Annotated in this window: 22 protein-coding genes; 9 read left to right on the top strand and 13 right to left on the bottom strand. The window is 35.9% G+C overall.

Translation table 11 applies throughout. From position 1 onward, the window contains the following. Positions 1 to 113: 113 nt before the first annotated feature. Positions 114 to 1,016, top strand: a complete 903-nt coding sequence (locus tag EXIGUO8A_RS02695) for a PorP/SprF family type IX secretion system membrane protein (protein ID WP_116769984.1) — start codon at positions 114 to 116, stop codon at positions 1,014 to 1,016. 18 nt (positions 1,017 to 1,034) lie between these two features. Beyond that, positions 1,035 to 2,981 (top strand): OmpA family protein, encoded by a 1,947-nt coding sequence (locus EXIGUO8A_RS02700; protein WP_159301835.1) that lies wholly within the window; start codon positions 1,035 to 1,037, stop codon positions 2,979 to 2,981. Positions 2,982 to 3,074: 93 nt separating this feature from the next. Here EXIGUO8A_RS02700 and EXIGUO8A_RS02705 read toward each other — a convergent pair whose 3' ends face one another. From EXIGUO8A_RS02705 to EXIGUO8A_RS02720, 4 genes are all read right to left on the bottom strand, one after another. Next, positions 3,075 to 3,623 (bottom strand): ClpP family protease, encoded by a 549-nt coding sequence (locus EXIGUO8A_RS02705; RefSeq protein WP_058105935.1) that lies wholly within the window; start codon positions 3,621 to 3,623, stop codon positions 3,075 to 3,077. A 106-nt stretch (positions 3,624 to 3,729) separates the two neighbouring features. Then, positions 3,730 to 4,581: a mechanosensitive ion channel family protein gene (locus EXIGUO8A_RS02710; protein WP_159301836.1), complete on the bottom strand. Its 852-nt coding sequence runs from the start codon at positions 4,579 to 4,581 to the stop codon at positions 3,730 to 3,732. Positions 4,582 to 4,597: 16 nt separating this feature from the next. Next, positions 4,598 to 4,795, bottom strand: coding sequence for a hypothetical protein (locus EXIGUO8A_RS02715; RefSeq protein ID WP_116769987.1), 198 nt, complete (start codon positions 4,793 to 4,795; stop codon positions 4,598 to 4,600). Further along, a complete protein-coding gene (locus tag EXIGUO8A_RS02720; RefSeq protein ID WP_116769988.1) occupies positions 4,795 to 5,421 on the bottom strand; it encodes an RNA polymerase sigma factor in 627 nt (208 codons plus the stop codon). Before EXIGUO8A_RS02720 ends, EXIGUO8A_RS02715 begins: the two co-directional genes overlap by 1 nt. Positions 5,422 to 5,501: 80 nt before the next feature. Here EXIGUO8A_RS02720 and EXIGUO8A_RS02725 point away from each other — a divergent pair, with 80 nt between their 5' ends. The 4 genes from EXIGUO8A_RS02725 to EXIGUO8A_RS02740 all read left to right on the top strand — a co-directional run bounded on the left by EXIGUO8A_RS02725 (position 5,502) and on the right by EXIGUO8A_RS02740 (position 8,652). Next, on the top strand, positions 5,502 to 6,182 hold the full coding sequence (locus EXIGUO8A_RS02725) for a hypothetical protein (protein WP_159301837.1): 681 nt from the start codon (positions 5,502 to 5,504) through the stop codon (positions 6,180 to 6,182). A 43-nt stretch (positions 6,183 to 6,225) separates the two neighbouring features. Next, positions 6,226 to 7,083, top strand: coding sequence for a peptidase associated/transthyretin-like domain-containing protein (locus EXIGUO8A_RS02730; RefSeq protein ID WP_159301838.1), 858 nt, complete (start codon positions 6,226 to 6,228; stop codon positions 7,081 to 7,083). Continuing rightward, on the top strand, positions 7,055 to 7,381 hold the full coding sequence (locus tag EXIGUO8A_RS02735) for a hypothetical protein (protein ID WP_159301839.1): 327 nt from the start codon (positions 7,055 to 7,057) through the stop codon (positions 7,379 to 7,381). Before EXIGUO8A_RS02730 ends, EXIGUO8A_RS02735 begins: the two co-directional genes overlap by 29 nt. Before the next feature lie 104 nt (positions 7,382 to 7,485). Beyond that, complete coding sequence (locus EXIGUO8A_RS02740; RefSeq protein ID WP_159301840.1) at positions 7,486 to 8,652, top strand: peptidase associated/transthyretin-like domain-containing protein; 1,167 nt, start codon at positions 7,486 to 7,488, stop codon at positions 8,650 to 8,652. A gap of 1 nt (position 8,653) precedes the next feature. On the opposite strand, the gene EXIGUO8A_RS02745 is transcribed toward EXIGUO8A_RS02740, so the two are convergent. From EXIGUO8A_RS02745 to EXIGUO8A_RS02755, 3 genes are all read right to left on the bottom strand, one after another. Then, positions 8,654 to 9,802 (bottom strand): MFS transporter, encoded by a 1,149-nt coding sequence (locus EXIGUO8A_RS02745; RefSeq protein ID WP_159301841.1) that lies wholly within the window; start codon positions 9,800 to 9,802, stop codon positions 8,654 to 8,656. Between the two features lie 143 nt (positions 9,803 to 9,945). Next, on the bottom strand, positions 9,946 to 11,214 hold the full coding sequence (kynU, locus tag EXIGUO8A_RS02750; RefSeq protein WP_159301842.1) for a kynureninase: 1,269 nt from the start codon (positions 11,212 to 11,214) through the stop codon (positions 9,946 to 9,948). Between the two features lie 67 nt (positions 11,215 to 11,281). After that, complete coding sequence (locus tag EXIGUO8A_RS02755; RefSeq protein ID WP_159301843.1) at positions 11,282 to 11,749, bottom strand: GNAT family N-acetyltransferase; 468 nt, start codon at positions 11,747 to 11,749, stop codon at positions 11,282 to 11,284. Between the two features lie 62 nt (positions 11,750 to 11,811). Here EXIGUO8A_RS02755 and EXIGUO8A_RS02760 point away from each other — a divergent pair, with 62 nt between their 5' ends. Then, positions 11,812 to 12,453 (top strand): O-methyltransferase, encoded by a 642-nt coding sequence (locus EXIGUO8A_RS02760; protein ID WP_116769994.1) that lies wholly within the window; start codon positions 11,812 to 11,814, stop codon positions 12,451 to 12,453. Here the strand turns inward: EXIGUO8A_RS02760 and EXIGUO8A_RS02765 are convergent. From EXIGUO8A_RS02765 to EXIGUO8A_RS02790, 6 genes are all read right to left on the bottom strand, one after another. After that, complete coding sequence (locus tag EXIGUO8A_RS02765; protein WP_116769995.1) at positions 12,416 to 12,991, bottom strand: phosphatase PAP2 family protein; 576 nt, start codon at positions 12,989 to 12,991, stop codon at positions 12,416 to 12,418. The two genes, EXIGUO8A_RS02760 and EXIGUO8A_RS02765, sit on opposite strands and share 38 nt — an antisense overlap. 6 nt (positions 12,992 to 12,997) lie before the next feature. Further along, the gene (locus EXIGUO8A_RS02770; protein WP_116769996.1) at positions 12,998 to 13,336 is read right to left on the bottom strand and encodes a twin-arginine translocase TatA/TatE family subunit; all 339 of its coding nucleotides are present in this window, start codon (positions 13,334 to 13,336) and stop codon (positions 12,998 to 13,000) included. Between the two features lie 83 nt (positions 13,337 to 13,419). Next, complete coding sequence (locus EXIGUO8A_RS02775; RefSeq protein WP_159301844.1) at positions 13,420 to 15,732, bottom strand: M1 family metallopeptidase; 2,313 nt, start codon at positions 15,730 to 15,732, stop codon at positions 13,420 to 13,422. Between the two features lie 58 nt (positions 15,733 to 15,790). Further along, a complete protein-coding gene (locus EXIGUO8A_RS02780; protein ID WP_159301845.1) occupies positions 15,791 to 16,297 on the bottom strand; it encodes a DUF6702 family protein in 507 nt (168 codons plus the stop codon). Between the two features lie 51 nt (positions 16,298 to 16,348). Further along, complete coding sequence (locus EXIGUO8A_RS02785; protein ID WP_236564420.1) at positions 16,349 to 17,122, bottom strand: carboxypeptidase-like regulatory domain-containing protein; 774 nt, start codon at positions 17,120 to 17,122, stop codon at positions 16,349 to 16,351. Further along, positions 17,112 to 17,855: a peptidase associated/transthyretin-like domain-containing protein gene (locus EXIGUO8A_RS02790; RefSeq protein ID WP_116769998.1), complete on the bottom strand. Its 744-nt coding sequence runs from the start codon at positions 17,853 to 17,855 to the stop codon at positions 17,112 to 17,114. Before EXIGUO8A_RS02790 ends, EXIGUO8A_RS02785 begins: the two co-directional genes overlap by 11 nt. Positions 17,856 to 18,135: 280 nt before the next feature. Here EXIGUO8A_RS02790 and EXIGUO8A_RS02795 point away from each other — a divergent pair, with 280 nt between their 5' ends. Continuing rightward, positions 18,136 to 21,405 carry a beta strand repeat-containing protein gene (locus tag EXIGUO8A_RS02795; protein ID WP_159301846.1) on the top strand — a complete coding sequence of 1,090 codons (3,270 nt, stop codon included), beginning with the start codon at positions 18,136 to 18,138 and terminating at the stop codon, positions 21,403 to 21,405. 3 nt (positions 21,406 to 21,408) lie between these two features. Then, on the top strand, positions 21,409 to 22,572 hold the full coding sequence (locus EXIGUO8A_RS02800; RefSeq protein WP_159301847.1) for a gliding motility-associated C-terminal domain-containing protein: 1,164 nt from the start codon (positions 21,409 to 21,411) through the stop codon (positions 22,570 to 22,572). The last annotated feature ends 164 nt before the right edge of the window (positions 22,573 to 22,736 follow it).

Here is a 22,736-nt window from a genome sequence, read left to right on the forward strand (position 1 = left end):
GCGTCAACCGTTAATTTTTCAGTATATAAGAAGAGCGTTTAAATTTGTTTATATAAGATTAACCTACTTATTAATTAACATATAGCCCTAAAAAGCTAAACCCAAACATAACCATGAAAAAAGCTAATTTCTTTTTAGCCATATTACTATGTACCGGTGCCTTTGTAAGTGCACAACAATTACCTCAGTTTACACAGTACATGTATAATACCATTTCTGTTAACCCTGCGTATGCGGGTAGTAGAGAAACCTTAAATGCAACAATACTACATAGAAACCAGTGGGCAGGTTTAGAAGGAAACCCTAGAACCAGTACATTATCTGTACATTCTCCCTTAAAAAATGAAAAGATCGGTATTGGCGTATCGTACATCAATGACCGTTTAGGTTTTGAAAGCACTAATTATTTTTATGGGGATTTCTCCTATACCGTTCCAGTAAGTCAGCAAGTAAAAATGCGTTTTGGACTTAAAGGAGGTTTCACAAGTTATAACCTAGAAAATCCTGATCCCAACGATCAATTTTTCAACGCTAACTTTAATAGTATCAATCCTAATTTTGGCGCTGGTTTTTATATTGGCTCCAACAGATGGTATGCCGGTATTTCATCTCCAAGAATATTAAATACAGATTTGAACGAGGGCGAGTTTGAAGCTATAGAACGTAATAGCTACTACGCAATTGGTGGTTTGGTTTTTGATCTATCAGAAACTACTATTTTTAAGCCTACCATTATTACGAAATTTACCAATGGTGCACCGGCAACCTATGATTTTACCATTAACTTTTTGTTCAATGAAAAATTTTGGATCGGTACTTCTTACAGAGTGAACGACGCATCTAATTTTGGTGCTATGATGGACTACCAAGTTTCTAGAGATTTTAGAATTGGTTATGCTTATGATCTACCAACATCATCTGTAAGACCATATACTGGTGGTACGCATGAAATTATTTTAATTTTCGAACTTACCAAAAAGGTATTAGGTCCTGTAAAATCCCCAAGATATTTCTAATAATTTAAAATCGATACGATGAAAAATTATAAAAATTTGGTGCTTTTAACGCTACTTTTTCTAGTAGGGCAATTTACCGTTGCACAAATTGCATCACAAAAAAAAGCTGATTACTATTTTAGTAAATTCTCATATTCTTTGGCAATACCAGAGTATGAAAGAATGGTCGAAACCGATTTCAATGCAGAGTATGCACACCAGCAATTGGCAGAATGTTATTTGTTGATTCGCGATTATAAAAAATCGATTCCGCATTTTAAGGCAGTCATCAACAATGCCACCTTACCTACAGATTACTATTTTAAATATGCCATGGCTCTATATGCCAATGGCGATTTAGAGGAGTCAGAAGTTTGGTTGAAAAAATATAAAAAATATAATAAGAACGATTCTCGTGTAAAACGATTTTTAAAGGATGGTAATTTGGCTTCGGTTGTCTTTAACAGTAGACAACGATATGAAGTAGAACCAGTATCTTTTAATTCTGCCGATAGTGATTTTGGAGCGTTTAGGTTTTTAGGGAATATATACTTTGCTTCATCACGAAGAGATGTGGTAACCGGTGAAACTTACGGCTGGAACGATGAACCTTGGCTAGATCTTTTTGCTGTACAAGAAGATAACCCAATGTCGGAACCTATTCGTTTAAAAGGAGATATCAATACCAAATTCCATGAAAGTTCAGTCGCTTTTTCTACAGATTATAAGAACGACACTATCATGTATTTTACCCGAAACAATTTCTATGACAAAAAAGAAGGTTATGGGGCATCAAATGAAATCAACCTTAAAATATATAGTGCCAAATTTGTAGATGGTGAGTGGGTAGAGAACAGCAACCTAAGAATGAACAGTGATTATTATTCTACAGGTCACCCATCTGTAAACCAAGCCAGAACACGTATTTATTTTGCTTCCGACAGACCTGGTGGATACGGCGGTACAGATATTTACTATGCAGAAATTCATGAACGTGGAGGTATACAAACCCCAATAAATGCAGGTCCTATTGTTAATACCGAAGGAAACGAAATGTTTCCGTTCATTAACGAAGAAGGTAAATTATTCTTTAGTTCAGATGGTCATGTTGGCTTTGGTCAATTAGATGTTTTTTCAACCATTTCAAATGAAGATGGTGAGGTAATAGATATTATAAATTTGGGTACACCTATAAACAGTTCTAGTGATGATTTTGCCTATTACGGGTTACCAAATGGATTAGACGGTTATGTAAGTTCGAACAGAGAAGGCGGTGTTGGTAGTGACGATATTTATAAATTTAAATTTACCCCTGCTTTAGATGTTGAAGGTTACGTTGTTGACGGGGTAAACAATCAAATGCTGGATAGTGTTACCGTTAAATTATTTGATCAAATCACCAATACCTTGGTGGCACAGACCACAACAGATGAAAATGGTTATTATAGATTTCCGGTGAATAGAAAAACTACTTATATGATAGAGGCGGTTAGAAAAACCCACCCACATAAAAATGTTTTCTTCAACACGGCATCTACTCCAAAGGCTCAAAAAATAATGCGACAAGATATTGTTCTTGAACCAGTTTTAGATCTAAAAGTACTAGCTGGACTCAATAAAATATACTTTGACTTTAACAAAAGTGATATTAGACCCGATGCTGCCGCAGAGCTGAATAAGGTAATTAAGGTTATGAACATTACCTACCCAGATATGATAATTAAATTAGAGGCGCACACAGATCCAGTGGGTAGCCATGCATACAATGATAATCTTTCTGAAAGAAGGGCAAAATCTACCTACGAATACCTCATTGAAAACGGTGTATCTAAAGATAGGATAGTTTCATACAAAGGGTTTGGAAAACGAGTACCAATTAATCACTGTACAAGTAAACAAGATTGTACCCCAGAAGAATTGGAGCTGAACAGAAGAACCGAATTCCCTATTCTACAGATTAAAAAAGGTATTGTAGCCTCAAAATAAAATTCAACATTTTTTCACCAAACGATGATTAACCACAAAAAAAGTCCTTTACAATTTGTAAAGGACTTTTTGATTTTTATAAGTTATAATAGCCTACTCTAAAATACCGTCAACTATTCCGTATTTAATAGACTCTTCTGCATTCATCCAATAATCTCTATCAAAATCTTTTAAAACCTTATCAAAATCTTGACCACAGTTATCAGCTAATATCTGTGCACTTAATTCTTTGGTCTTTATAATTTCTCTAGCCTGTATTTCAATATTCGAAGCCTGCCCTCTTGCTCCACCACTTGGCTGGTGAATCATTACTTGTGCATGTGGCTGAATAAATCTTCTACCTTTTTTACCTACCGATAATAAAATAGAACCCATAGAAGCTGCAAGACCGCTACAGATTGTAGAAACCGGACTCTTTAATGATTTTATGGTGTCGTACATTGCAAAACCAGAAGTTACATAACCACCAGGACTATTAATATATAATTGAATTTCTTTATTGTTCTGCATATCTAGGTACAACAACCTATCAATTACATGTTTTGCAGAATCGTCATCAACCATACCCCATAAGAAGACTTTTCTTTCCTCCAGCAATTTCTCATCTATGGCTTCCTGAATTTTTCCTTTTTTAGAACTCATATTTTAAGTTTATTTATCTCTAACAAAATTAATGAATTAAAATATAAACAGATGTGGCGATCGTTCACCTAATTACCATCAATTCTATTTCAATTTTATAAAATAATTACTCTTTTGGTTTTGGTTCGGGCTGTTCTTCTACTTCAACCGTTTTTTCTACCACTTTCTTAATTGGTATAACCACTTTACCCGTTTTGGTCTTTAATACCATGGCAATATTATCTATACCGATAACGGTACCTTGCAAATCGCCGATTTTTACCTTATCTCCTACTTCGTAAATCTTTCTAGAATAAAAAGTTCTTAAAAGATCACCAACAATTTCTCTAGACCCCAAACCTAATGCCAAAGAAATCGCTAGTAAGAAGGCACCTAGCACAATAGTGAAATTATTGGTAATAATCTGCGTATCAATACCTGCTTGGTTTAACGCTGTTATACTTACAAAAATTATGATCAGGTAAAATAAAACATTACCTAAAAGCTTACCGCCGCTTAGACCAATGGAATCAAAGACTTTTATAATGGCCTCCTTTATTGTCTTTGCCAAAAACAGGCCTAACATAAAGATGACCATTGCAGACAGTAAAATTGGCAGATAGCGCAATAGGTTGGCTATCTCCGTAGATATAATGGTCAAGCCCATAATATCTGAAGCCACTATTATAAAGACCAACCACAACAATACTTTTACAAAGGTTACAATGACCTTGGACAAGTCTATTTTTATATCGGCATCTCCGAAAAGTTTTGCCTCATTGATTTTCTCGGATATGCTACTCAACTTTATGATCTTGAATATTTTTCTGAGAACCAAAGTGGTTATTTTTATAATGATCCACCCAAAGACAATTACTATAAAGGCACCGAAAATACCAGGTAATGCCGCTGCAATATCTTTAAAAATATTACTTAAAGATTCAAATGTTAGGTCTTTCCACTTATCTACTGTTTCCATATCTGGTCTACTACTATTATTTCTGGTTAGGTTTTGAATTTGTTTTCAACATGCTCTCAATAATTGAGGCGAAATTACCCGTAAAAAGATTGGTCAACTCCATAACCAATTTAGCCGCAGCAACATCATCCATAACTTTTTTACGCAGTTCTGGTGGAACATCTTTAAGATCCCCTTGTAAATTTTTAAATGGATTATTGTCCTGTTCTAGCATTAAGGTAGGGTTTTATACATTTCCGTTACTTTCGCTTTTGCTCTTTTGAGCCTCATTTTAATAGCACTTGGTTTTAAATCTAAGATATTTTCCAATTCTTTGATAGATGCTCCATCTTGATATTTCAACAACAATAAAGATTTATCTTCCGGACCAATTAATTCTAGAGCTTGTTTAAGCTTATCTACTTGCATCTGTAGCAAAAGATCATCTGTTACTTCAACAGGTATATCTTCTTGGGTATCATATTTAATGGAGTTGTCGTTAATTTTTCTTTCCTTATTTCTGTTCACATAATTAACACAGAAATTATAAGTGAAAGAATACAGCCAAGTAGAAAATTTTGAATTCCCCTTAAATGAACCCAGCTTAACAAATAACATTAAAAAAATATCTTGGGTTAAGTCTTCCGCTTCTTTGTTAGACTTTGAAAATCCTAAACATTTATTGTAAACCAATTGAGAATACCGATCATATAATTCTCCAAATAATAAAGAATCGTTTTTAGCGACAATTCTCTCAATTAACTCATTATCAGTTAATTTTTCATGTGCACCTTTAGAAACCGATTTATTACCAAACTGGTTTCCAATGATTATAAAACATAGCTTTTTAAGAAATGTCACCTTGATAATTGAGTTTACAAATAAATAAAAGTAGGTTAAAGATACTGTAATTGATATATTTACTTGAAAATCTACTGAAAATGAAAAAATTAATTCTTCTTTCCGTACTTATCTCAAGCGTATTTACAGGATGTAAAACCGACCAAAAAAAACCTAAAGTTGCTGTTGCCGAAGATAAGGAATTGACCGTTCTTGAAAAAATTGCCAATGCAAACGGATTTCAAAACTGGAAAGATGTTGAAAGCATCAAATTCACTTTCAATGTAGATCGAGAAGATGAGCATTTTGAACGTACTTGGTTATGGGAAACTGCTTCCAATGATGTGACCATGATGACGAGACAAGATACTATATCATACAACAGAAAATCTGTAGACAGCACTATGACGGCTACCGATGGAGGTTTCGTAAATGACAAATTTTGGCTTTTGGCTCCTTACCAATTGGTGTGGGACCAAAAAAGTTTCACCTTCAAACACACAGAAGGGGTTGAAGCTCCCATAAGCAAATCTGTTATGCACAAACTGACCACAGTGTATGACAATGATGGTGGTTATACCCCTGGCGATGCGTATGATTATTATTTTGGTGATGATTATATTATTAAGGAATGGGTATACAGAAAAGAAAACCAGTCTGAACCAAATATGACGACCACTTGGGAAGATTACAAGGAATTAAACGGATTGAACATTAGTATGATGCACAAAAGACCGGATGCTGATTTCTCTTTATACTTTTCTGGGGTCGTGGTGAAATAATGTGGTATAAAGTTTGAAGCTCTCTTTATTCATCGACCATACCATGAAACCACTTCTTTTAGTATTATTTCTATTTTCATATATAGGCTATTCTCAGCAGACTATTAATGCTATTGTGTTAGATAGTGCCGATAATTCCCCTTTAGAATTTGTTGGCATCTATAATTCTAAAGACCATACCATTACCAATGAAGATGGGCGTTTTCAGTTCTCATCATCATTAGATTCTGTAACAATTTACAGACCAGGGTATGAAACAATCAAAGCTAGTTTTAGCAACTTAAAAGACACTATATTTCTAGAAAAGAGCATTTTAGAATTAGATGAGGTAGTGGTTACAAATCAAAAATCAATTTTACAAGAAGTATATGAATCGCTGAACACAAACTATAGCAATGAACCCTTTAAAGAGAAGTTTATGCTTCGTGCAATATCCAAATATAACGGAGAGATGCAAAGAATTGAAGATATTACAGGTAAGCTATCTATTAAAAACATATTTACGGATGATTCTTCAAAAGAATCGAAAAAAGACTTTGTAGTAGAGTTAACCAATATGAGAAAAGTAGGTCTAAAATTTGATACTAAACATGCTAACTTTGTTTTCCCTTCAATAAAAACGATTTATAACTCGCTTACTACTATTAAAATAACCAAAGCTAAATATTACATTACCGAGCATAAATTTAATAAAGGTGAGAATTTAAAAATTGCGTTTACTCAATTTACAGACTCCACAAAAATTAAAGGATACTATATATTAGAAACAAAGGATTCCGCTGTAAAAGAGTTTAAAATGGAATATTTTATAACAGTAGATAATTTTTTAAATAATAAATGGCTTTATTATAAGACTGACTATAAAAAAATTCATGTTTTCTTTAAAAAAAATTCAAGATAAATATTATCTTGATTCAGGCAGTCTAGCTTATAAGGTTACAACTACAGATGAAGAGAAATCATTCGAAGGAAAACATGACCTAAACGTAATTTTAATGACCTCAGATAATTTTGGGAATTTTAAAGTTGCTAAGAATGCAAATGCAACCAAAGATCTTTTTAAGTTAGACTACCCATACAAACCTAGCTACTGGAACCTACAGAACCAATTACTTTTAACTGATGAAATGACAGCCTTCATTGAAAAAGTACAAGACTCCGAAAACGATTTCAAAATTAGTAGTAATCTTAAAAATTAAAATAAAGGCTACAATTTAAAGTCTATTTCTAACTTTTCAAACAAGAGGTGGTGTCGGGTAAATTGGTACGGAGTTTGATAAAATTACCAAAAAAATAACCAATTATGAAATTATCCCTTTTCACACTTCTTCTTTTTTCATATATAGGCTATTCTCAACAGACTATTAATGCTATTGTGATAGATAGTGCCGATAATTCCCCTTTAGAATTTGTTGGCATCTATAATTCTAAAGACCATACCATTACCAATGAAGATGGGCGATTTCAATTTTCATCATCATTAGATTCCATTACAATCTACCGAGTTGGGTATGATAAACTACACACCGTATTTCAAAAAATTAATGACACCATCTATCTCAACAAAAGTGTATTAGAATTAAATGAAGTTACGGTTACCAATGAAAAAACGCTATGGCAAAAAGTAAGGGATTCTATTCGATTTAACTATCCTATCTACCCTTATAAAGAGAAATTTTTGTTGAGAGGCGTTCTACGGTATAATGGAGAAATTACACGCATACAAGATCTTCAAGGAAAATTGGAAAGGAAAACACTTCTATATACAGGAAAAATAAATCCCGACAAAAAAGACTTTAAGGTTGAGTTGACCAATATGCGCAAAGTAGGTTTGGTCAAAGATGAAAAGAAAGTATATTTCATTTTTGAAACTTTTTACCAACTATTTATGAATTTTACTCCTATGAACGCTACTGGAGACGCTTTTGATTTGACCGAATCTACTTTTAATAATGGCAGTAAAACCAATCTAAGTTTTCATACCAAACCAGAATTTAATAATGAAATCATAAATGGTCATTACATCATTAACAATGACGACAATGCAATTGAAAGAATGTATATGGTAATAAACTCAAAAAATAGTCCATATAAAAAAGATGGCAATATTAGGTTTAGAACAGTTGCAATAGAAAAAGAAATTTCACTATCCAAGTCATTAATTACAAATAGATATTACATAGCTTCTGCAAAATATGATGTAAAAGTCGAGGTGACGGATGATAAAAATTCATATACCTCCTACTACGATGTATCCTTTATTCTCACTACATCAGATAACGAAGGTGATTTTGATGTAAAGAAAAACGTGAGCACCTCAAAAGACTTGTTCAAAATAAAATACCCTTACGACCAGCGTTACTGGAATGCCCAAAATCAATTACTACTTACAAATGAGATGTTAGATTTCATTGAAAAAGTGCAAGACCCCTCTAATGAGTTTAAGGTAAGAAGCAATATCAAGAACTAATTTATGCACGCTTTTTCTTTAATAACAATGTAAAGAGTAAAATTAAGAATCCGCAGGCCAATAGTACTACAAAACTTCTGGTAAGGCTATAATTTTCCGCCAAGAACCCCAGTATTGGAGGCGCACACAAAAAGCCGGCATAACCGGTACCGGCAATAAAAGCAATTCCTTTAGAGGAATCTATCCCCTTTACATTACCTCCTATTCTAAAGACTTCGGGCACCATGACAGAAAAACCCAATCCATTAATAGTAAAACCTAAAATACTCAACGTAACGTTTGCCGTGAGTACTAAAAAATAACCTATTATTGCCAAAATTGCCCCTAAGGCAACAATTTTGACGGACCCAATTTTATCGCTGATACCATCACCTAAAAACCTCCCTAAGGTCATGGTTATCTGAAAACCTAAAAAGCCTAATCCCCATAATGCCTCTGGTGCCAATGCAATTTCCTTTAAATATAGTCCGCTCCAATCTACAATAGCACCTTCGCTGCCCATAGCAACAAATGAAATAAGCCCCAGTAACAATAAAGGCTTAAGGAGTCCGAAACTAAAGGGTTCATTTTCTACCTCTTCCGCTACTTCAGTAAAATACTGACTTCTAAATTTTACATTGACCAATACGACCAACAAAACAGCCAAGGACATATGTAGTACGGGATTTGACAACGGTCCAATTAAAAAACTACCCAAACCTGCCAAAACACCACCAAGACTAAAAAAACCATGTGATGCCGCCATGAATTTCACCTTGTCTTTTTTCTCTATTTCGGTCACAAGGGTATTCATCGCAATATCGGTGATACCGTTAGATGCCCCAAAAAGAAATAAAGCTACCATGAGCACATAGTAATTTGGTGCCAATAATGGCAACATAGCAGCCGTACAGCTCATCATAACGCCACTGAAGGTAACCTTACCTACTCCATACCTATTGACAATACCAGAAGCAAATGGAAAAACCGTAAAAACACCCAAAGCCAAAAAGAATATGGCAATACCCAACTCAGATTTACTGATATTCAACGACTCTTTAACCGTAGGTATATAAATTGCCCAAGTACCAAAAAGAATATTAATACTTGCGAAAACCCATGAAGGACCGAAGTATCTAGCATTCCCTAAAATTAATCGTAATGATTTCATTTAGTATTGGTTTGTTGGTTGTTGGTTGTTGGTTGTTGGTTGTTGGTTGTTGGTTGTTGGAAATAAAAGAATACATTTCTATCCTCTATTATCTATTTTCTATTCTCTATTTTCTTTTTTCTATTCTCTATTTTCTTTAAAATCTAATTTGCCAATACTCCCGCTTTTAGAATCTGCCCAAAACGATACATATCTTCATAGGTAGAATAAAAAGGCGCCGGTGCTAAACGAATTACGTTAGGCTCACGCCAGTCGGTAACCACACCATTTTCCATTAAATAATTGAACAAAGATTTTCCCTGTCCGTGTAAAAATACCGACAATTGACAACCTCTATCTTTAGGGGTTATTATTTCAAAAGAACTATTTACTTCCTTATCGATTTCATGTAGTATATATTCCAGATACGAGACGATCAAATTTCTTTTTGCAATCAACTTCTCCATACCTACTTCTTCGAACATGGTCAGCGATGCCAAATACGGTGCCACCGATAATACGGGCACATTACTTATTTGCCAAGCATCGGCATTTTCCATAGGTTCAAATTCGGGTTTCATAAGAAAACGGGTTTCTTTTTTTGTTCCCCACCATCCTTCAAAACGTTGAATGTCTTTTTTGTTCAAGTGTTTCTGGTTCACAAAAATTCCAGAGGCATTTCCTGGTCCGCTATTCATGTATTTGTAACTACACCACGAAGCAAAATCGGCATCCCACTCATGTAGTTTTAGCTCAACATTACCAACGGCATGTGCCAGATCCCAACCCACATTGGCACCAACAGCTTTACCCGCTTTGGTAATGGCTTCCATATCCATTACCTGACCGTTGTAATAATTTACTCCGCCAATTAAAACAAGTGCCAGTTCATCGCCTAACTCCTCAATTTTTGCAAGTATATCTTCTGTTCTCCAGTGATGTTCTCCTTCACGTTTTTTTAGTTCCACAATAGTTTCGTCGGAATCTAAACCATGAAAACGAACTTGACTTTGAAACATGTATTGATCGCTAGGAAAAGCTTTTTCCTCGCATAGGATCTTAAATCGTTTTTTTGTGGGATTGTAAAATGAAACCATCAAAAAATGTAGGTTGACCGTTAGGGTATTCATTACAGAAACCTCTTCGGGTAAAGCACCTACCACTTTAGCCAATGGCTCAGCTAGCCGCTCATGATAGTCCCACCAAGGTTTTTCGGCATAAAAATGACCTTCTACGGCTAATTCCGCCCAATCTTTCATCACTTCATCAACAAAAGCCTTCGTGCGTTTTGGTTGAAGACCTAGCGAGTTTCCCGTAAAATAAATAACCTCTTTTCCGTTTATCTTAGGAAAAATGAACTCATCTCTATATGTACTTAAGTGGTCTTGTGCATCTAACGATTGTGCAAATTCCAACGTATTTTTAAACTCCATAGCTAATTTTATATAAAAGTAAACATATGCCCAGAATTATGGATAGTACTACCAACAATCCTTTATGTTATTCGGTTCTTAATCGCATTTCTATCATATGTCTTTTAAACCCTTTTTTCTCATAGGCACGTATGGCAGAATCATTGTCGCTGTATACATCTAACTTAATTTCGGTTAAGCCTGCATTTGTTGCCCAATCTATTAATGCATCAATAATTTTACCGTTCAAACCTCTACCCCTATAAGCTGGATCTGTAAACATAAAGCCTAAATACGCAAAAGTTTCATGGTCAAGATAATCTCTTGCAGGTTTTTCCAAAGCATACCCTGTTGCTACTATTTTATCGTCGTGGCATGCTACCAAAACAGTAGCTCTTGGGTTCTCTATAAGCGCTTCTAAATCATAATAAACAACTCCACTTTCCTTAATGGTAGGGTTCATGGGGCGTTCTGCATTGACTACTTCTTGTTCATGCAGTCGTAATACGGGCAAATCGCTTTTTACGGCTTCCCTTATTTCTATTTCATTATTCATCGCTCTCTTATTTCAGACCCTTAAATTAAGGCTTAAAACCCTATTTTTGCAAAAAGAAACACATGCATTTTTTATCGCCACTTTTAGAAAACTATTTAGCGGACCACTCTCAACCAGAACCTAAATTATTACAGGAGCTTACACGAGAAACCCATTTAAAAGTAATACAGCCACGTATGCTTACCGGGCATTTTCAAGGTCGTGTTCTAAGTTTGCTTTCTAAATTGATAAACCCTGCTACTATACTTGAAATTGGCACGTATACAGGTTATTCTGCCTTATGCCTTGCGGAAGGATTACAGAAAAATGGCCAACTGCACACCATTGATGTCAATGCAGAACTGGAACAAATTCAGCGTACTTTTTTTGACCGAAGCGGTTATGGCGAACAGATTGTACAACATGTGGGCAATGCCCTAGATATTATTCCTAAAATGGATATCACCTTTGACCTTATTTTTATCGATGCCGAAAAGAAACAGTACGATAAATATCTTGAAGCTGTATTACCTAAAACCAAACCCGGCTCTGTAATACTTTCCGACAATGTATTATGGTCGGGCAAAGTGGTAGAGCCCTTAAACCCAAAAGATGTTACCACAAAGGTATTGTTAGATTACAATAAGAAATTGAGCGATCATCCACTATTGGATACGGTTCTTTTGCCTATACGTGACGGACTGACTTTAAGTAGGGTGAAATAATCAAGCCATATAATTTATAGAACAGCCAAGCGGAAAATATACCTACCAAAGCACCTACCATAAGGTCTATTGGAAAGTGAACACCTACGTACACCCTACTCATAGCAAATAAAATAGGCCATATATAAAATAGGTACACCCATTTAAAATGCCGTCTTAAAAATAATACGGTCAACGTTATTATAGAAAAAGAAGATGAGGCGTGACCAGAAAAAAAGCTAAACCCAGACGGACTCCTTAAAATACGGATCAGTGTATTTAACTCTTCATCGTTATTAGGTCTTAAACGTGCTACTACATGCTTTGTTAAATCTGTTACCGTAGCTACAAAATATGCCATAATCAATATGGTCAAAATCATTGCCAAGGCATCTTTCTTCGGGAATTTTATAAAGAAAAGTATAATAATAAGTGCAAATAATGGAATCCAAGGAGGAAATTTGGTAACGGTAGACCAAAAAGCATCATACTGTTCTATACCAAGACTGTTGAGATAGACAAAGGCATCTCGATCCCATTGTAAAATCTCATCTAACATAGTAGATTATTTTCTCTTGATCGTGCCGGTTACTTCATTGATATTTTTACTAACGTCATTAATTTGTTTTTTGACGTCGGTTCCTAAGCCAGAACTAATATCTTGTTTCATGTCATCAATATCTTTTTTAATATCGGTCACAAAACTTGTGTCTATGCCTTGTTTGTCGGCACTTTTTTGAATCTCCTGTTTAATATCCTCGGTAGCATCTTTAAGTTGGCGCATACCTTTGCCCAAGCCCTTTGCAATTCCAGGAATTTTGTCGGCACCAAATACCATCACTACGATAAACATAATGAAGAAAATTTCTGCGCCACTAATAAATAATGAATACATAGCAATCATACTACAAATATAAACAAGTTTAGTATCGAAATTAAAAAAGCCCCGTAGTTATACGAGGCTTTTTTCAATAAATGTTTTGTTAATTATTTTCCTTTGATTCCTTCTTTCATTTTATCGAATTCGCTATCCTGCTCTTTCTTTGGCCAGCTATTGTTAGTAGTGTCAATGTCGGCAGTCTCCATTTTAGGATCTATCTGTATACCTTTTAACTCTGATGTAGAAGAAATAACCATGCTTACCTCTTTACTATTCTTTCTCCAGATTTCTGGCGGGTAGGTTACATTCTTTACAGAACCATCTGCATACGTATATTCAACGATCAATGGCATTGGTAGGCCACCTGGGCTATTATACGTTACTTCGTAAAAATACTTAGGTTCTTTAATTGCCGCTCTTTCAGCTGCGGTCATATTATCCATCATAAACTCCTTTAGAGTTTTAGAAGTTTCCGAAGGTAAGTTATCCCTTAATTCTGGCGCAACAATATCGGTGTCACCATACTCTTCTAAATATACCATTGGTGGCAAGTTAGATTCTGGTATACCGCGCTGCGCTAAATAAGCTTTCATTTTTTTATTAGGCTTATCGCTAACATAGTATTTCTTAATATCCTTAACGGCCATATCTACATAATCGGTAGTATAGAACCATCCTCTCCAGTACCAATCTAAATCAACGGCAGATGCATCTTCCATTGTTCTAAAGAAATCTTCTGGTGTTGGGTGTTTAAATTTCCAACGTTGAGAATACGTTTTAAAAGCATGATCGAACAACTCACGTCCCATAACGGTCTCTCTTAAAATATTCAATGCCGTTGCAGGTTTTCCGTATGCGTTTGGCCCTAGTTGAAAAACATTTTCTGGGTTTGACATAATTGGGGAAATGGTACTTTGATCACCACTCATGTAAGGTACGATCTTCGCCGGGTCTCCTCTTCTAGATGGGTATTTTGCATTTGGTGCAATAGCTTCTGGATACGCTTCACCAAATTCTTGCTCTGCCATGTATTGCATAAAGGTATCCAAACCTTCGTCCATCCATCCCCATTGACGCTCATCTGAGTTTACGATCATTGGGAAAAAGTTATGACCAACTTCGTGAATAATTACACTGATCATACCATATTTGGTTCTGTCTGAGTAGCTACCATCCTTATTTGGTCTACCATAATTCCAACAGATCATTGGGTACTCCATACCTTGACGCTTAGCGTGTACAGATATCGCTTTTGGATAAGGGTAGTCAAACGTATGCGAAGAATAAGATTTCAACGTATGCGCTACAGCTTTTGTAGAATACTCTTCCCATAACGGGTTACCTTCTTTTGGGTACATCGATACGGCCATAACATCTCTGTTACCTAATTTCACCGCTTGCATGTCCCAAATGAACTTTCTTGATGTTGCAAAACCAAAATCACGAACATTCTCCGCTTTTAGTTTCCACGTTTTTGTTTTATCTGAGAATCCTTTTTCAGCTGCTTCCGCTTCTGCTTGGGTTACAATGATAACAGGTTTGTCGTACGACTTTTTAGCTAACTCGTAACGACGCATCATTTCTTTGGTATATACCTCTTTTCTGTTCTGAAGTACACCGGTACCATCTAAAATATGATCTGCCGGTACCGTAATGTTCACTTCGTAGTTTCCAAAAGGAAGTGCGAATTCCCCATTACCCCAAAATTGGTGGTTCTGCCATCCTTCTACATCATTATAAACCGCCATTCTTGGAAAGAACTGTGCAATTACATAGGCTCTGTTACCATCTTCTTCAAAAAACTCATAACCCGATCTAGCTCTATTTATCGTATGATCAGGTATGTTATAGTTCCACTTAATATCAAAAGAAAACTTATCGCCACTTTTTAGCGGAGTAGGTAAATCTACACGCATCATGGTAAAGTTAATGGTATAAGGCAATGCTTTACCAGAATCATCTTTTACATAATCGATATTGAATCCGCCATCAAAAGCCTCGGTCATAAAGTTACCTACAAACTTTTCTGGTGAATCACCTAAAGAAATTCCGCTACCGTTCTTTAATGCTGCCTTAGAATCTTTTTCTCTCACATTTTGATCTAATTGCACCCATAAATACTCTAGATCATCTGGTGAATTGTTTGTATATGTAATAGTTTCTTCTCCAAATAATTTGGCATTCTTATCATCTAAACGAATGTCCATTACATAATCTGCCTGTTGCTGGTAGTAATCGGGTCCTGGCGCACCAGATGCAGACCTGTAGGTGTTGGGAGTAGAAAACTCTTCGTATAACTGCTTAAACTTACTCTGGTTGTAGTGCCCAGGTTCCTTTTCTTTAGTTACCGTCTCTTGTGCAAAGGTTACACCGGCGAAAAGGAATAAAATAGACGCGAATGCGTACTTTATTCTTATCATTACTTGGTTTTTTTAGTGTCCGAAAATTAAAGTTTTTATAGGGATATCTTAATATATGTTACAAATTTAACATTCCTTTAGGACGAGATTTTACAAGAACATGGCTTTTTTTCTTGCCTTTTACTTTCATATGTACCACATTTTGCTGATCATCATAAATATCTGTCAGTACTTCATCGGTAATACCGATTTGTTTTAATGTGGCAAGTGGTACATTGGGTACCTCTAGGTAACAGATAACCATATCGCTATCATACTTATGGCCTATAAAATCGTAGGTTACGTTTTCTGAATTGACCTCTACCAAAAATTTTGTTCTCAGATATTTTACTAGAAAATCTTTATCTACATCATTTTCCTTTTCGGTGCCCAGATTTGCAGTATACCCATATCGCTCTTTTAGCACCGCGTTCATATCATCAATAAAAACACGGGTAATGATCTGTATGGCCTCATCTTTTTCCGAGTAGTTCACATTGGTAACACTAATGTAGAATTTATGTGCCCCGGCAAAGGCAAAAAGGGGAAGTATCAATAATACCAATACTGGTTTAAAAATTTTCATATTGTATGGTTTCATATCATATTAGCAAAGCACATGCCAAATATAACACCCTTAATCCAAAGCATTATTCTCTCTGTAAAGTATACTTTTTTGTCGTAGATACTCCCAAATGGCTATTTCATCATGGGTATCGACTGTTTTTTGAAAACGTGGATCAACCTCGCAATAGTAGAGAAAATCGTCTATTCTATCAACAGGTATCAATAACTGTTTTTGGTAAATACTATCCGCATAAAATTTACGAACTCGCTCTGTTCTGTCATAAAGTTTATTGCGCTCTACCCTTTTTTTCAACATTTTGGTACGCCCGGTAATGGCATTGATCAAAGGATCAAAACTCATTATGGGGTTTGCGGTTGCCGCAGACAACTCTCGTTCTGCCTTTGTGGGTATTTTCACGTAGGCGTTCGGTAGCCCCAAGGTAGATGCGGTTACTATTGGATCTAGATCCAACGTAGGTAAATCTGCCAACAAATTACCACTAAGATTATAAGGGGTTACCGTTACTTCATCCAATTCTGTTAAAGCATCTTCTAAACCAACCGAAATGAGCTTGCTTTCAAAAATTGCCGAACTGACCACTACAATTTTCTTTTTGTATTGTACGGCAGAGAATTCTAAAGTATCAAATAGCTTTGCAGCAATAGCAAAATACCCATTTTGATCTGTTATACTGGCTCTTTTAGAAGTTAGATTGATTACGTGGGTAGCGGCAACATCACCGTCATCACTATATACCCTACCCTCTATTTTCTTATATTCGCCAATTTGCGCAAAAGAAAAACCGCCAGAAAACAGAAAAAATATAAGGAGTCTACTCCTCATTTAAATCTTTAAGAAACGTTTTACTATTATTCACTAAAGCATCGATCAACTGAAATTCATTTTCCTTTTTAAGTAAAGACTGTGCCGGCATACGGGCATCACAGTAATACAAAAATTCATTGATCTTATCTTGAGGTATCTGTAAATCTACCACAAAGAAAGAATCGTCATAAACCTGACGCAACACCTCACTTACCTTTAACTTAGGCCTTTCTTCGGCAACTTCATCTTGAGATTTAAACATAGCCCTAAATATATTCGCAAAATTAAGGCCATTTTGCATCCCCCTATCAACTTCAGACATGGCTATATTCTCCACCTCTGTACTACGATCTATTTCGTACTCATGCTGTTTAAACTCCTCGTTTCTCATTTGCAAGAAGCGTTCTTGCTGCTCTGGTGTAATCACCACTTCGTCAAGCTCTGTCACCTTTTCGTTTACCTCTACCACCAAGCGGTTGTTCGCCAAGATCTCTTCGGTAATGGTCACTACCTTTATATTGTAGTTTACCGCAGTAAAAACCAGTTGATCGCCCACTTTTACGTTGATCTTAAACTGCCCTTGATCATTGGTAATTGTGGCATGCTCAGAAGTTGAGTTGATGACATTTTCATTGGGTACGCCAATATTCATATAGATTACAGAACCAAATAATGGTCGTCTGGTATCATCTTGGGCAAAGCCCGATATAGCGGTAAATAATACTAATAAAAAAAGTAATTTTCTGGTCATTTAGTGTATATTAAAAGGGATAACACCCCACTCATAGAGGCATTCAAAAGATAAAGAAAAGATTTGTAACCATTATAAAAAAAAAGCCGTCAATAAACTTTTGTTAATTTCTTTATCAACAAGAATTAAAAAGGCAGCAACTTTAAGCAAAAATAAGGCGGTACAACGACAATACATGTTCTTTAACCCAATACAACATTATTTCAACTTATAAATAAATGGTATTGTCTAGATAATTCTATTTTTGTTTTCACTATTTTCTCGTCATAAGACACTAAGTATGAAAGCAATAATTTTCTTTATTTTTTTTATTTTACTGGCTATACCCCCCGTATTCGGACAAATTAAAATAGGAGACAACCCCCAAAATATAGATGCTTCATCTGTTTTAGAGCTGGAAAGCACCTCTAAAGTTTTGGTCATTACCCGAGTTACCACGGCAGAAATGGAAGCCATTACCCCGCAACGTGGGGGTATGGTATACAATACCGATACCGAATGCATTAATTATTACGACGGTACCCAATGGATCAACCTTTGCGATGCCGTAGACTTTAGCATCACCAACGACCCCATAATTAATGGTAGAAGTACTATTGAGATTACCGAATCTGCTGCCGGTTACAATTTAGAAGTAGCCAAAAACAGCATATTGGGAGACAATATTATTGATGGCGGTATTGGGCCCGATGATATACAAGACAACTCCATTACCCAAGATAAACTGGCTGCGGCATCTGTAGGATCTAGCGAAATAAGTGAGAATGCCGTTGGATCGGTAGAAATTAGAGATGGCAGTATTGCCCCTGAAGATATTGCCAATACGGTACCAGATCAACTTTTGACGACCGATGAAAATGGTATTGTACAATGGGAAGATTCCAATGATTTTTATGATCTAACCTTTAATAAATTAGACACAACGCTTACACTCGAAAGGTCTACAATAGCAGGAGTATCCACCATTAGTTTAGGTGCTTTAATTGGTTCAGATGACCAACAATTGAGTTTAGATGACAATATATTAAGCCTTGAAAATGATGATACAGATATAGATTTATCAACGTATTTACAGCAGTTAAGCATTAATGCCGCTGGAGATGAAATTAGTTTAACAAATGGTGGAACGATTACATTGCCTAACCCAACAATTGATACAGATGAACAAAACTTAGGTAATGCTACTTTGGCAAATGAAATTCTTACCATAAATATTGAAAATGGAGATGCCACCAGTGCAGACCTATCACCTTTTGCTACTGATGCCATAGTTACAGCTGGTTTGGCTCTTAAAGAAAATTTAGCCAATAAATCTAATGATGTTACCTTAGGAAACTCTACAAATTTATACCCTACGCAAAATGCTGTTAAAACTTACGTGGACAATACAGTTGGCGGTTCGGCACAAACTATTGTAAGTGAAGACCCAAATAATTCAATTTCCACCAGTGTAAACGATGGTGGCGCTTTTTATAATGATGGGGATGGGGATGACCAGAATGAACTTCAGGATATTTTCTTTAACGAAGCAACAAATATACTTACAATCTCTACTCCTTTAACCACAGGTAACGAGGTTGATCTAAGCAGTTTAGCCGATGCCACTGTAGTGGATGGAACGGAAACCGTTTTAGAAGGAGGAGTAAAAATAGATATAACTGGTGATGGTTCTAGTGACGACCCATATGTTATTAATGCATCTCAAGTTATTGACTTAAACAATGGAAACATTTTAATTGGTAGTGATACCAATGTAGCAACCGAGACCTTTATTAAGAAAGATGCTACCATGAATAATTTAGGTGAACTTACTATTAACCCTGGTGTAGTTACACCAGCAAAAATCGAACCTGCACAAGGAACACTGACCGAAGACCAAGTTTTAATTACAAATAATATTACTGGAAATGTAGAATGGGCAGATTACACACCTGGAGGAGGTGATGATGATCAGAATGCAAGTGAAGTCGATTATGACAATGCTACTTCTGGTTTAACTGCGACCACAACACAGGCAGCTATCGATGAATTGGCTGATAATAGTTTTGTCAATACTGACAACCAAAATGCAGCGGCTGTTCCTTTTGTTGCAACCGGAAACACCACAAGCACTGACGTTCAGTCAGCTATCGTAGAAATTCAGACCGAAATTGATGGGATTACTATTACAGGTGAAACAAACACTGCCTCTAACCAAGGTGTAGCGGGTGTCCCGACTTTTATTCAAAAGAATGGTGTCGACCTTGAATTCAGAAGTATAAATTCAGGTTCAAATAAAATTGCCGTTTCCGAAGATGCAGTCAACAATGAAATTTTGGTTGATATCAATGAGACAAACCTTACGATAACAGAAAGTCAAATTTCGGACTTAACCCACACCATCAATACTGATAACCAAAACGCAGCGGCCGTTCCCTTCACACCAGCTGGTAACACTATTAGTAATGACGTTCAGGCGGCCATCGTAGAAATTCAGACTGAAATTGATGGTTTGAATGCTGGAGATAATTTATCTAACGCCAACTTAACCTTAATAGAGGATAGAGTTCACCAATTAGCAGGGTTTGACTTAAGTTTTGATGGAGTTGGAAATATTGGAATAGGGACAGATACACCAGCAACTAAATTACATGTTTCTGGTGGACAAGTAAGAGCAGCTTCGTTTTCTGCTGGAGATGGTGTCGTTACATATCGTTTCGCCAGTGATCCAGACACTGGAATGTATAGGTCTGCAGCGGATGAAATTGCTTTTGATGTAGGTGCAGTTCAGGCTTTGAGGATTGATGAACCAACATTAGGGAATACGAATGTTATAGTTAATCAAAGTCTTCAAGTAAGTAATTTGCTATTAGACAAGGATGGTGAATCAGGCACTGCCGGTCAAATATTATCTTCTACCGGAACGCAAACCGATTGGATAAATGCACCTACAGCTGGAACAACTTATACTGCAGGAAATGGCATTACTATTTCAGCGACAGATGCAATTGGCATAACGCCATTAGGTGTAAATACTGCTGAATTAGCGGAAAATGCCGTTACAACCACAAAAATCCTTGATGATAATGTAACTCCGGATAAATTATTAGCAGGTGCAAACGGTCAAGTACTTACAACTAACGCAGCTGGTGATGTTACATGGGCAAATCCATCAAATATAGCTACTTTGCCAATGGGTAAAGTAAACGCCGATGGCACTCCTGCTAAAATTCTTAATTCAACCGTAGTAAGAAACTCTGCGGGTAATTACACGGTAACATTCGACACCCCACGTCCTGACGCCAATTACATAGTACAATTAACGATTTTCAATGTATCACCTGATTTTAAAATTCAATTACAGAATCAAACAGTTAATGGTTTTACTGTATCCACAACAGAAATGTCTGTAATTAGTTTTCCTGAAGAACCATTAATAGAAGTAGAAAATAGCACAGAAAACGGAGTAGAAGATCACGGTCATAATGCAATTATAAGTGCAATATTGGTACCTCAAATTTTTATCAACGAAAGTGACTCAAATTGGTTTTTCACAATATCTGACTTTTAACATATGAAAAATATAGCCTTCTTATTTTTCTTTTTATGTACGGCAATTGTTCCTGCCCAAACCGCATTATACAACAACGGCAGCATGCGCATGCACGAAGGGGCTACCTTAGGTTTCCATACCGATTTCATCAATGAATCTCCCATGGACAACAACCTTGGTTTAGCTGGTTTTTATGGGTCGGAGCTTATTACGGTTTCGGGGAACATTACACCGCAATTCTATGATATGGAAATTGCCCTTGAAAATAATATGCAGCTTAATGTTGGTATGGACAACACCAATAACACCAATTTTATTTTTGGTAGTATTCTTACCCCTGTAGCATCGCCAGAAATCTTTTACAACTTTGTAGATAATTCATTTTACAGTGGTGAAAATGACTTTAGTAAAATTGAAGGTTATGCAGCCATTACCAATCAACAGAATTTTGGCTTTCCGGTCGGTGACGTTCAATATCTAAGACCATTGATCATAAATTCCGAAAGTGTAAACCTATTCGCCAAGTGCGCTTATTTCTACGAAAATCCTAATAATGCCCCTGCACCCATTGGTTTTATTGATACCAATGCTACGGATTTGGATGTGGAATTGGTAAATACTTTTGAATTTTGGCGATTAGAAGGTTCTGTACCAACCACAGTAACCTTAAGTTGGAACGAACGTAGTACTGTAGTAAGTTTAACGGATAATGTAGATGAAGTTATACCTGTAGGGTACAGCAAAGCTTCACAACAATGGGTCAACTTGGTAGGTAGTGTACCTGTGGGGACATTAACTGAAGGTTTTGTTTCTACTGAATCTTTTATACCAGATGATTACGAAGCTATTACTCTTGGGTCATCAAAAAAACCATTTGAACCATTATCTAAAGATGTTCTTTTTATTGACAATTTCTTTGTATCGGTAAATGGTGATGGCATTAACGATACTTTCTATGTTGAAGAGTTAGAGGAGTTCTCCAGTAATTTTGTTCAAATATATGATCGCTACGGATTAAAGGTATTTGAGAAAACCGATTACACCAATGAGTTTGTAGGTTTTTCAAATTTGGACAACGTGCCTTTTAGAGCTGAAGAAGGCTTACCTACCGGAGTCTATTTTTATACCATTTACATACCTGAAGAAGATTTAAATTATCAAGGATTTTTGTATTTAACGCGGTAACCTTTTTGAGAATTTTTGATTGTTTTCACTTCAATCTTCACAAAATTGTTCTGTTATCTTTTGATAATTCTTACAACATTAAACCTAACAAACACTAGATAAAATACACATTTATTGGGTGTAATAGAACAGCTATTGGTTTTCTCAACATAATTGTCTAGCTA

Source organism: Maribacter litoralis, from assembly GCF_902506355.1.
Taxonomy (GTDB): Bacteria; Bacteroidota; Bacteroidia; order Flavobacteriales; family Flavobacteriaceae; genus Maribacter; species Maribacter litoralis.